This is a genomic window from Mucilaginibacter sabulilitoris, from assembly GCF_034262375.1.
Lineage (GTDB): Bacteria > Bacteroidota > Bacteroidia > Sphingobacteriales > Sphingobacteriaceae > Mucilaginibacter > Mucilaginibacter sabulilitoris.
In genome coordinates, this window is the sequence record NZ_CP139558.1 from 2,324,057 (window position 1) to 2,335,854 (window position 11,798).

The window sequence follows — 11,798 nt, forward strand, 5'->3', positions numbered from 1 at the left end:
CCTTCATCATATGATCATCAATCATCATTATAAATACCTGCTTGCTGTATGGAGTATATTACTCTGGACCTTAGGTGCAGTGGCACAAACAGAGGTAACTACGCCAATGACAGGTACACCCTCGGCAGGAGAATATTATAGCACCAGCAGCATCACGTTAAGTCCGAACTTTAGTTTTACAGCTACAGCGGGGAATAGCTTTCATGCCTATATCCAGAGTATAGATTGTCAGCCGCTGAATCTGAGCCTTAGCGTAAACCAAAATTATATCCTGACCTCGGTACCCCTTATCGGAGGTTTTACCAGTAACGGGTCCGGGGTAAACACGGGAAGCTTCGCAAACCGAAGCACCTGCGAGCTGATGCAGAGCGTAACCTATTTTGACGGTTTGGGACGGCCTTTACAATCCATACAGATCAAAGGCTCCCCGGACGGGCGCGATATCGTGCAGCCTGTGGCGTATGATCCTTACGGTAGGGAAGCTATAAAATATCTCCCCTATGCCGCGGTCTCAAGCAGCAGCAACGGAAGCTATAAGGGAACCGCAATGGCGGACCAGTCCTCGTTTTATATCAGCCCTTCTGGAAGTACCTGGAAGGCACCGGGCGTCGTGGTCATTCCTGCAGTCGGCGGAACTTCGCCGACATTTGCCCAAACGGTCTTTGAACCTTCCCCGCTGAACCGGATAATCGAACAGGGGGCGCAAGGCGCGGACTGGCAGCCTGCCGCAGGTCATACGGTCAAACAGGTATACACGATAAACAATATCAATGCGCTGACGGATACCGGGAACACAAGATTGGCAGCGATGTATATTGCCACAGCTAATGCCAATGGCAGTCGGAGTTTAACAAGGGCTGTGGGAGCTGCGGGTAATTACCCGGCCGGTCAGCTGTATGTAACCATAAGCAAAGATGAGAATTGGAAGAGCGGCCGGGGAGGTACGACGGAAGAATATAAGGATAAGGAAGGGCACGTGGTACTCAAACGTACATTCAACTATACCGGGACGACACTAGAGATCTTGTCGACGTATTATGTATACGATGAATTGGGAAACCTGGCCTATGTGCTTCCTCCGGGAACCAACCCTGACGGAACAGGTGTCCCCACTACAGTGAGTAGCCTGGGTTATAGTTACCGTTATGATGAGCGAAACCGGCTGACACAAAAAAAGATCCCCGGAAAAGGCTGGGAGTTTACAGTCTATAATAAACTGGACCAACCGGTACTCACCCAGGATAGTACCCAAAGAACGGCCAACCAGTGGACAACAACTAAATATGATGCGCTTGGCCGGGTGATCATTACCGGGCTATGGAACGCGGGTTCGGTTATTCCTTTAGCAACTCTGCAGGGCAGCATCTATGGAGGAATTCAGTGGGATGTACGGAATACCGCAGATAATACGACCGGGTATGCCATCACGAGCTATCCCGCACTGAGCAAGACATTGACGGTGAACTATTATGATGACTATAGCAGCATTCCGAATATTCCGGGGGACTTTGTGGTAACGGGGAACAGTGCAATGACACGGGGACTGCTTACAGCGACCAGGACAGCGGTGCTCAATACCATTACCAGCGCGACCCCGGATTATCTCTGGACAGCACATTATTATGACGATCAGGGCCGGAACACCGTATCCTACCAGCAGCATGATTTGGGCGGGACGGTGAGCCCTTATAACTACGACGTGGTCAATACGAGCTATAATTTTACCAATAAGCCGGACAGTGTCCGTCGCCAACATTATACCAAGACTACGGCAGGTACGGCCAAACAATTAGCAGTAACAGTAGATAACCAGTATCGTTATGACCATATGGGCAGGAAATTGAGTACCTGGGAGCAGCTTACTAATCCCGGGCAGCCGGCGGGTACAAGGACACTCATCTCCCAAGCGGAATATAATGAGATCGGCCAATTGTATAAAAAACACCTGCACAGTACGGATAGCGTAACGTTCCGGCAGGATATCACCTATGCGTATAATGAAAGGGGTTGGCTGCTTAAGAGCACGTCGCCTTTATTCTCCGAGCAATTGTATTACAATACCGGAACGAACAAGCAGTATAATGGTAATATTGCCTACCAGTTCTGGGGAGCAGGATCAACGCTGGATAAAAACTACACTTATGGCTATGATCAGCTGAACCGGCTAACTTCAGGGAATTCGACACTGGGTAACAATGAGAACAGTATTACCTATGATAATATGGGTAATATCACAGCGTTGAAGCGGTATGGCACCAGCTCACTGATTGATCAGTTGAGTTATACTTATGCTACAAATAGCGTCAAACTAGCCAGCGTCAATGATGCGACCACGAGCGATGCGGGCCAAAAACAGGGCACGACGAGTTATACCTATGACGGCAACGGTAACCTGAAATCAGACAACAGCAAAGGTATCACCAGTATTACGTATAACCTGCTGAACCTGCCGCAGGTGATCACGGGTAAGAGCACGACGTATACCTACGATGCCACGGGGCAGAAGCTCAGCCGGGTAATCGGCACGGACCGGACCGACTACATAGGGGGCATCCAATATGAAAACGGCACGATCAGCTTTATTCAGACAGAGGAAGGCAGGGCATTGCCGAACGGAGGTACGAACTATAACTATGAATATACGTTAGCCGATCACCTGGGGAATAGTAGGGTGAACTTTGACACTGCCACCGGTACGGCTAGGCTGGTACAAACGGACGATTATTATCCTTTCGGTATGGATATTAAATCGGGTACGATACCAAGCGTGAAAAATAACTATCTTTATAATAGAAAGGAATTGCAGGAAAACTTGGGATTATATGATTATGGGGCGCGGTTCTATGACCCTGTAATTGCGAGGTGGAATACGATTGATCCTAAGGCAGAAAAGTCGAGAAGATGGAGCCCGTATAATTATGTCGTCGATAATCCAATGAGGTATATTGATCCCGATGGAATGTTTTTTGACGATTATAAAATGAATAAGGATGGTGATATTCAATTAGTGAAAAAAACCGATGATAAAACTGATAGAATAGTCAAAACAGACTCCAAGGGTAATGTAAAAACAAATAGTAAAGGCGAGGCAAAGACCGCAATCGGTGGCATTGAAAAAGGCATTTTAAAAGACGGTATTAATTTTCAGAAAAATAGTAATGTAATTGCTGTTGGTGGAAAAGGCGAAGCAACCGTCGAAGGAGTTAAATCTTTTACTTTGCAGCTTTCAGAGTATGTTGGAAAAGAAATTAAAGGATTCTCGTATTCATCTAACGGTTCTGGAAATGCTACAGATATGCTGTTAGGAGCTTATCAAAATAATAACTATACGACATCTTATGGTTCAATTGGTGGGCTTATAAAAAAATATGGAGATAGTTTTTCTTTTAATAATGTGTTACAAGATTTTCACACTCATCCTGACGGGAAATTAGGAGCAACTGAATCTGCACCCGAACTTTCACAGGACGTTACGGGTATGCGAAGTGATAAGCCACAAATCCCCAATGCAAGTTTTATTATATTGTATAGAATTCCAGGCCAGACAGTACCAGCAGAATACGATTATACCCATAATTAAACACATAAAAATAAGGAGATGAAGAGATTATTAATTATTTGTACTGTGCTGTGTATTTCAACAAATATTCTTTATGCCCAGAATAAAACAATTAAAGGAAGGGTAGTTGATGATCATTTGGAAACTTTGCCATACGTATCTATTGTCATAAATGACACAGTTAAAGTTGGTAAAACAGATTTAAATGGTTTTTTTCAAATAGACATCCCTATTTCAGTGAAAAAAATATCATTTGAATCTGTCGGATTAGATATAGCAACTATAGAGCTTGTAGATAAATGTAATGAAGTGGAGGTTGTAATGATGTTAAGGGGTACTTATGATTTTACAACTACAAAGAGAGTAGATAAACTTCGAATGAAAACATTCAAGAAACTACCCCAATTACATAAGGAAGCATTTGAGAAAGGTATATTCAAAACGGATAAAGCTTGCTATGCACAAGAGTTTATCCCTTACTATAAGAAAACACGAAAGTGATAATCCGTATGCGTTTGCGGATAGCGCAAAAGGGAAAAAGCCAGCGGCAAAGCAAAAGAAAAAAGCAAACTGATATTAAATGACAAAGCCCCTGAAAAGGGGCTTTTGTTATGTATGGGCGTATGTCTTTTGGGTTTTGGTGTCCCTTAAAATTGTATCGATCAGGAAGAAAAGCTTTTCTTTAATAGCCGGGTTCAAATCCTCAATATCCCGCATACGCTGTATGGTCTTTTTATCGAACTGATCGTTGATGCCTTCGCCAGCAAGATAATCCAGAGATACTTCAAAGGCTTCTGCGATCTTCTTAGCCGCCTCTATTGAGGGTACGGCTTCCTCACGCTCGTACTTACCGATCATTACCCTGGAAACACCGCTTTTGGAAGCTAAGTCACTTTGTGACCAACCTTTTGTACCCCGCAATCCGGCAATGATCTTTCCTATATTCATTTTTCTTATCAGATACTTTTATAGCTCACGAAAGAATTTACTGTTGAAGATATTTACGATTGGATATTTAACAAAGAGACTGATAGTCTTTTAAATATGTCAGACAAAGCACTCCATCTATCTACTACTCGAAACAAAAACAATCTTACAGGAAGGCAAAACTTCAATTATATTTTCAGCACTCACGAAAACATCAATTCACAATGGGATTATATTTACTCTAAGTTTCCTGCTTTGTTAATGTATTTGGTCGAAGTAGTTGATGCCTTAATTTTCTCTACGCTAAAACTTGAGGATGATCTATACATTGAAAGAAGAACTACTAGGGCCAATTATCTAAATGCTCATTATAAGAAAGAGTGAGAAAATAATTATTCAGCAAAGTTAAGTGTGAGTCTGGAATACTAGGCAAGGAATTTCCGGCATAAACACAACCTTACGCATTACCTCACATTTATTCCGTTCCTCCTTGCATTTAATTCAGCCTTGCACTTGTTGGGGCACCATAATTATTTATTCACTTAACAATTAGAATTATGGAAATGCAAAACATGCTTCAATGTGCAGAAATTCAGTTAACCTACAGACCTGTTATTAAGGCTCAACACAGACCCAAATTTGAAACGGGTAGGCAAGCTTATGAATTATTATTATCGTCCTGGGATAGTGGTAAAATCGAGTTTATAGAACAATTTAAGTTAATGTTACTAAGTAGATCGAATAAAGTGCTTGGTATTTACAAGGTGGGTACAGGAGGAATGGCAGGGTGTTTTGTAGATGTAAAGTTGGTGTTTGCATCAGCGTTACTAAGCTGTGCTCATAGCTTGATCTTAGCTCATAACCATCCGCCAGGTAATTTAAAACCGAGTGAGCATGATATCAACATGACCAGACGAATTAAAGAGGCTGGAAGGGTCTTAGATATTCAAGTATTAGATCATATCATCGTAACAACAGATGGATATTATTCATTTGCTGATGAAGGTATCATCTAAATACAAATCGTTATATTAGCAATTCAGTTCAGTAATTTATTCACAAGGTCATCTTGTTTGCATATAGTTTGCACAGACATATATATGGGCTTAAAATAGGCTTTAGCGTGATGGAAACGAAATAAAGACCTCAAGCTTACAAGCAGAGGGTCACTGGTTCGAACCCAGTAACTCCCACTTTTTAAACCCTTCAGATCCAATGCTGAGGAGCTTTTATTTCACAGGGATTGAGAACATTAGAAGTATTGCCATAGTTTGGACGTTAGAACCATTTATTGAAAAGTATTGCTCATCTGGAACATGGGCAGGTACATGGCCACCATGATAATGCCAACGATCAGGCCTAACAGCAGGGTAAAGACGGGCTGCATGACGCTGTTTAGGGTCGTAGTCTGATACTCTACTTCTTTGAGGTACTGTTCCGACAGCCGTCCAAAGAAGACATCCAGTTTATTGCCCTCTTCAGCGATTTTGAGCTGCATGATGAGCTTGGCGGGGTAGATCTTAAAGTCCCGGAGGCTCTCGTGCAGCGAGCGTCCTTTCAGGATATCATTTTCCACCTGTCCGAGCGAGGATTCGATGGGATAGTAACCGATCATCTTCCGGCTGAGCATAATGGCCCTCAGTAAGGGAATGTGCGCGCTGAGGAGCAGGCGCATCGAATTGCAGAAACGGGCGAGGTAGACCTTTTTAACCAGGTTACCCACGACCGGTATGCGCAGGATCACTTCAGCCGTTGTCTTCCGGAAACGGGCTGAATTACGAAAATACCAAAGCAGGCCGCCAAGAATTGTGGCTACAATCAGAAAAGGCAAAAAGGCGTTTTGTACCACCTTCGACAGGTCCAGGATCTGCTTAGTGATCCAGGGCAGCTCGCCGCCAAAACGGGTGAATACATCACTGAACATGGGGACCACGAATTTCAGCATAAAGAATACCGCACCAACGGAGGTGCTCAGCACGATGCAGGGATAGGTCAACGCGGAAACTACCTTGCGCCGCTGCTGGATCTTGTTCTGGTAAAAGCGGGCGAGGTCTTCCAGCACCTCGGTCAGCTGGGCGGTTTCCTCGCCGATCTCCAGGCTGAAGACCTCGTACAGGGAGAATTTTTCACTTTGGCGGAGCGCCTCGGACAACGGGATGCCCTTCAGCACCCTGTCCTGAATGGCTTGGAACAGCTGCCTGTCCTTTTCGGTTTCCTGCCCGCTGGTGATCAGCTCGATGCTGTTTTTTAGGTCGATACCGGCCCGGAGCAGGGAACTCAGTTCGAGGTATAGGTATTCCTTTTTTTTATCGCTCAGCTCCCTGCTCCCAAAACTGATGTCCCTGCTCATCAGGTTTTGGAAACTGTTCGAAGCAGCTTTGGGCGAAGCGGGAACGGTCTTTTTGCGTTCGTACCGGCTGAGGTCAATGGATGGCATCTGTACTGGATTGAAAAAGGTTTTCGGAACTGTATAATTTATGGTAATGATACGGAATTTTTGTCTTTTGCAGCCAAATGATAAGCCGCAGGTCATCTACACGGCTGCCCGTATCTGTTGCGCTACTATCCACCCGCTCCTCAAAACCCGTAACCGGGGATTCCGAGCGTACATAAAAGGTGTCTGTAAGCCTTTTGGTGCGGGTAATGTAATCCTGGCGGAACTCATAATCCGTCACGACGCTGTCCGTCCGGAAGATCAGGTGCTGATCTGTGCGGGTGATCAGCCTGGCCTGCACAAAATCCTTTTTCAGCAGTCTGTCCAGTTGCAATACCGTCTGCATGTCTTTGCTTTTAGCCGAAAAGGACAGGTAAGACCGGCTGATGATCAGGTAAGCGGAATAGCTAAAGCCGATCAGGATGGCCACCACGATCATGACGATGATCGTTTCCATGATCGTAAAGGAGCGAAGTTTAGCGGTCCTTATTTTCATTGCTGATGATTTGTTGTACTGCTGCTAACTGCTTCCCGCTTTCATCGTAAGCGGTCAGCTTGATTTGACTCAGCCCGGGGCCCCGCCCGAACGGGGTGATCTTTTGTTCGATCCGGAGGTCTTCCACCCGGATAGAGCGGTCGCTATTACCCGGGTCTTTTGCTGCCTGCAGCAACAGGTCCTGCAGTACAGCCTGCGCCCGGACCTTCCTTACGGAAAGGGAAAGACGGGTAACATTAGTGAAAATCATCATCGCTATGCCGAATACGAGCACGATGATGACCATCGCAATGACCGATTCCATCAGGCTCGAGCCGGATAGCCTGCCACAGAGTTTTATTTTTATTCCAGCCATTGCAGTATGCGTTGCGGGCCGCCTGCCGATGGGCTCAGCGGGCTGCTCAGGTAATAAGGAGAAAGCGCCTTTGCATCCATACGGACATTGATCAGGTAATTCTCGTATGCCGTAAAACCGTTCTGGTACAGAAACCGGGAGGTCATCGTACCGCCAAGGATGCTTACCCCTTCCTTCAGGGAAAGGATGCCTTGGGAATAAACCTGGCCGGAAATCAGGACGTGTTTTGACAAACTGATCACCGCAGGCAATTTAGATTGCTGTTTCTCATAAGTAAAGACCAGTCCTTCGCAGCTGCTGTTCTCCCCAAGACTTAGCTTTTCGGGTAAGCCGATGGCTGACGAGCTATCGCGGAAGATCCCCAGGCAGGAGGGATAGCTGAAATGACAATCCTGACCAACGCTGAGCGAATCCGTGGCATACAGCTGGCAGTTGCCTCGAAAGCCACTTTTCACGCTGATAGCCCTGGCTACCACGATCACATTACGCAGTGATGCCGTGTTGTCGATAGTTACGGTTGTATCCGAATAAAGGATGATGTTACCGCTGAGGCGAGTATTTTGCAGCATGACAGCCTCCTTGTCCAATCGAATTACCCATGTTGGGGATTTGAATGACCGGGTGGTCTCCGCCTGGCGCGACAAACCCTGGGTTGCGGTTAAAGGCTGCCGGAAAAGACGTGCGATCAGTTCCAGCCGCTCGCCGGATAGTTGTGGCAACTGTCTTTCGCTATCGCGGATATGTCCTTTGACGAGCTGCTCATCGCCGTTATAGGACTGGTTATCCACGTAAGCCGTTTTGACCCCGGCTTTGGGCAGCCGCGCGTCGCCGACCAGGCTGGTTTTGCCGCTGAGGGAAAGGGGGCGGTCTTCGTCGATCAGGTAGACTACCGGCCAGCTGGCCGAATCCACCGTGCTGGCGATACTAAACATGCGCAACATTGTGTCCCGGTGATCAAAGGTTTTAACCATACCGATATCAAATGCACCCCAAGGATATTTTTGGAGCATGGCCGAGTCCGAACCGTTCCCGAACAAGGACAGGCGCTGCGGTAGCTGGTAGCTGGTATCCTGGTTGTTGAGCAGGATATGGATACCCGAATCCATGTTGTTCTGCAACCGGTCATGGCGGAATTTAAGCTGGTACTGTGCCTGGTAAAAATAAGCTGCGGCGATCAGCGCCGAACAGGTGATGCCGATGACAAGTGCGATAATGATCACGATATATAATGCGGAGGCTTTGAGCATATCGGTATATCAGGGCGCCGGTTTGGCGGCAGGTGCTTTGCCCTTTTTGAAGATATGGATCCGCTTTAGAAAATTTCCTTTTTTTGCAGGTATAAGCTTTCCGGCTTTGTAGCGCAGGGTTTTAACCGAATCCGTACCCATGTTGTAAGTAATGGAACCATCCTGCAGGTTATGCCTATAATATCCCGAAGTGGTGATTTTTCCATTCGCACCGTACAATTGGAATGGGCCGGTTTGTTCGCCCTGCTTCCAGGTGACCAGGCGCTTCATACTACCGGTTTCATGCCATTCTTTCCATTGGCCGTCCTTCAGGCCTTCCGCAAATGTCCCCTGGGTCCGCAGGTTCTTGTCCAGGTAATATTCCTCGTAGTTGCCATGAAGGAGGCGCCCGCTGTAGCCCCCTTGTGTCTGGCGGATGCCGCCGCTGCCGTACCAATAGTACAGGCGGTCAGGCCGTGCTTTGAACGTGGCGGATATCGTCAGGATACCGGCGCGAATCATCCGGTCCGTGTCATTGATGCGTACCTGGCTCGTACCATAATCGGGGATTTTCTGCGCCCGCAGCAGGAAAGGGTAAAACAGGAACAGGGCGAGGACCAGGTATTTCATAGCGCGGTTGGGTTAATCGGTATAAATTTATGATGTCCCTGGTAATTGACGCTGACGGAATCACGCAGGTTGCGGAGCAGTTTTACCGCTCCCGAGCTTTCACCTTCAGCGAGCATGACCGGCTTTCCGTTCACCATCAGGATGGCGATCAGTTTTTTGGATCCCGGGTTACGGATATAACCGCGATAGCTGATCCCGTCCCAGTTGATTACCGGCCGGGTTGGTTGCGGGAGGCTGACCGGGTGCACCAGTTTTTTTACCGGTATCTCGGTGGTATCTCTTAGTTTTATCTGTCCGAACGGGTCACGGTACCCGGTGTGGAGATGCGCCGTGTCCCTTGCAAGGGTATGGTCGTCATAGACTTCGCGGGGCCTTGTTGCCGGTATGGGCGGCTCGCCGTCGTCACTGGCGGCAGCAGCAAGCCGGTAGATGATCGCCCCCCAGATGATCACGACCAGCAGCCCCAGTAGATAATTGATCTTTTTTCCTTTCATTACATTATTGCAGGGTGAAACTCCGGATCGCACTGGCCTTGCCTTCATTTCCGGCAGCGTCTACGGCGCTTACCTGCCAGTAAACCCGGTCGCCGCTGTTGCCGGTATTAAAAGTATAGCTCGTCACGGTAAGCGACAGCGGAAACGTATCATAAAGCGTGCTCTGGTCGCTTTTATAGATGTATAACTTGTAAGTAACGGCCGAGGTCGTTTTGTTCCAGGACAAGGCGACTGGCCTGTTGAGCGTGGTGTTATCCCCGGGCTGGATAAGGGTGACGTTTCCCGGCGGGGTCGAATCAAAACTGAGCTGGCTGATGGCAGACCATTTGGACTGGCTGGAATCATTTTCCGCCCGGACACGCCACTGGTATACCTGGTCTTTTGGAAGCTTGAATGCAAACTGCTGCCCAGGGATGACCTGGTCGCTGACGAGGGTACTTTCACTGGCGAAGCTGTTCGTATCGACCTGCAGGTGATAACGGGTGGCCTTATACAGGCTTCCCCATTTAAAAGTAACCGCGCTTTGGGTGGTTACGGTATTATTCGCCGGTGAGGACAGCAGTACGGTCTGGTTGGTCAGCGTGGAAGCCAGGATGGTCAGCTCACGGGGAGCGGTATACCCGGTTTGACTAGAACCGTTTTCCGCCCGTACACGCCACTGGTAGGTCCCAGGATCCAGGGTTTGTGAAAATTTGGTGCCGCGGATCAGGGTATCCTGCACCAGGCTGCCGATAGAATCAAATGTCGGGGTCACCACCTGCAGGCGGTAATACAGCGCATCCTCCAGGCCTTCCCACCAGAAGTTCGCGGTATAGCTGGTGCTTTGATAATGATCAGCAGGGGCGTTCAACTGCATGGTCCGTTTGCTGATGGATGGTTCAATAAATTCCTTGCAGGAGGGTAAGATCTCCGCCAGCAAAAGCAGGGTAAACAGCAAAAGTGGTAAAAGTTTAAGTTTCATTCGCTGCCAAAATAAATATTGGCTCTCAAAAATAATATTTATATATTTAATAAGGGCTAAGAAAGAAAAAAATACCGTGCAGGAGGCGCAGAGAAATCCCTCAATAGTTATAAGCAGATTGTCGACGGCCGGATTAGGTATTCAATAAAACATTATCAAATCAGCATTCACCGGTAAATACTTTCCGAACAGGAAATATTCAACATGAGCTTATGCGGGATGAATAGCATACTAGTAAAATGGACTGATTAACTTTGTATTTGATTGAAAGCCACGAAAGGAAAAAAAGTGTGGCAGGTGCCAATCAGGCAACACAATAAATAAATTATATCTGGAATCTAAAGTCATATTGTTTTTTTAACGCAATAAAAATTTAAAACAAACTTATAGGTTATTTTCACATCGAGTCCCATATCGGTAACTGGCTAATCATTTAAACGTGATAACTATTTCCAGGTCGTACCGGTTAACCGGACCATATTATCCTTTTCCAACACTTCTCCCGCCGGCGAGAGAATAATATCTTTCCCGGATATCTTATCGTCAAAGTAAGAGATGGTATCGGCGAATAGCTTATCTGAACCGGCTTTTTTATACGAAGCGTCCTTATCAAAAACAGCTTTCACTTTTTTATTTCCCCAGATCTTTTGCCTAGCACATTTCGGATAAAAGTAATATCGAGTTTATAGAACAATTTAAATTGATGTTGTTAAGCA

12 protein-coding genes are annotated in these 11,798 nt (G+C 46.6%); 3 read left to right on the top strand and 9 right to left on the bottom strand.

The window, feature by feature from the left end; all coding sequences use genetic code 11:
* Positions 1–10: 10 nt before the first annotated feature.
* Positions 11–3,580 carry a DUF6443 domain-containing protein gene (locus tag SNE25_RS09990; protein ID WP_321564952.1) on the top strand — a complete coding sequence of 1,190 codons (3,570 nt, stop codon included), beginning with the start codon at positions 11–13 and terminating at the stop codon, positions 3,578–3,580.
* Positions 3,581–3,598: 18 nt separating this feature from the next.
* On the top strand, positions 3,599–4,060 hold the full coding sequence (locus SNE25_RS09995; RefSeq protein ID WP_321564953.1) for a peptidase associated/transthyretin-like domain-containing protein: 462 nt from the start codon (positions 3,599–3,601) through the stop codon (positions 4,058–4,060).
* 108 nt (positions 4,061–4,168) lie between these two features.
* Here the strand turns inward: SNE25_RS09995 and SNE25_RS10000 are convergent, their stop codons facing one another.
* Positions 4,169–4,507 carry a helix-turn-helix domain-containing protein gene (locus SNE25_RS10000; RefSeq protein WP_321564954.1) on the bottom strand — a complete coding sequence of 113 codons (339 nt, stop codon included), beginning with the start codon at positions 4,505–4,507 and terminating at the stop codon, positions 4,169–4,171.
* A 536-nt stretch (positions 4,508–5,043) separates the two neighbouring features.
* Here SNE25_RS10000 and SNE25_RS10005 point away from each other — a divergent pair.
* On the top strand, positions 5,044–5,502 hold the full coding sequence (locus SNE25_RS10005; protein WP_321564955.1) for a JAB domain-containing protein: 459 nt from the start codon (positions 5,044–5,046) through the stop codon (positions 5,500–5,502).
* 272 nt (positions 5,503–5,774) lie between these two features.
* Here SNE25_RS10005 and SNE25_RS10010 read toward each other — a convergent pair whose 3' ends face one another.
* The 8 genes from SNE25_RS10010 to SNE25_RS10045 form a co-directional block, all read right to left on the bottom strand.
* Entirely contained in the window at positions 5,775–6,923 is a 1,149-nt protein-coding gene (locus tag SNE25_RS10010; RefSeq protein WP_321564956.1) for a type II secretion system F family protein, read from the bottom strand.
* A complete protein-coding gene (locus SNE25_RS10015; RefSeq protein ID WP_321564957.1) occupies positions 6,910–7,416 on the bottom strand; it encodes a PulJ/GspJ family protein in 507 nt (168 codons plus the stop codon). The genes SNE25_RS10010 and SNE25_RS10015 overlap by 14 nt, the downstream gene beginning before the upstream one ends.
* On the bottom strand, positions 7,397–7,771 hold the full coding sequence (locus SNE25_RS10020) for a hypothetical protein (RefSeq protein ID WP_321564958.1): 375 nt from the start codon (positions 7,769–7,771) through the stop codon (positions 7,397–7,399). Before SNE25_RS10020 ends, SNE25_RS10015 begins: the two co-directional genes overlap by 20 nt.
* Positions 7,759–9,018 carry a hypothetical protein gene (locus SNE25_RS10025; protein WP_321564959.1) on the bottom strand — a complete coding sequence of 420 codons (1,260 nt, stop codon included), beginning with the start codon at positions 9,016–9,018 and terminating at the stop codon, positions 7,759–7,761. The genes SNE25_RS10020 and SNE25_RS10025 overlap by 13 nt, the downstream gene beginning before the upstream one ends.
* A gap of 9 nt (positions 9,019–9,027) precedes the next feature.
* Positions 9,028–9,627, bottom strand: a complete 600-nt coding sequence (locus SNE25_RS10030) for a toxin-antitoxin system YwqK family antitoxin (RefSeq protein ID WP_321564960.1) — start codon at positions 9,625–9,627, stop codon at positions 9,028–9,030.
* Positions 9,624–10,121, bottom strand: a complete 498-nt coding sequence (locus SNE25_RS10035; protein ID WP_321564961.1) for a hypothetical protein — start codon at positions 10,119–10,121, stop codon at positions 9,624–9,626. The genes SNE25_RS10030 and SNE25_RS10035 overlap by 4 nt, the downstream gene beginning before the upstream one ends.
* 4 nt (positions 10,122–10,125) lie before the next feature.
* A complete protein-coding gene (locus SNE25_RS10040; RefSeq protein WP_321564962.1) occupies positions 10,126–11,082 on the bottom strand; it encodes a hypothetical protein in 957 nt (318 codons plus the stop codon).
* A 446-nt stretch (positions 11,083–11,528) separates the two neighbouring features.
* A complete protein-coding gene (locus SNE25_RS10045; protein WP_321564963.1) occupies positions 11,529–11,708 on the bottom strand; it encodes a hypothetical protein in 180 nt (59 codons plus the stop codon).
* Positions 11,709–11,798: the final 90 nt, after the last annotated feature.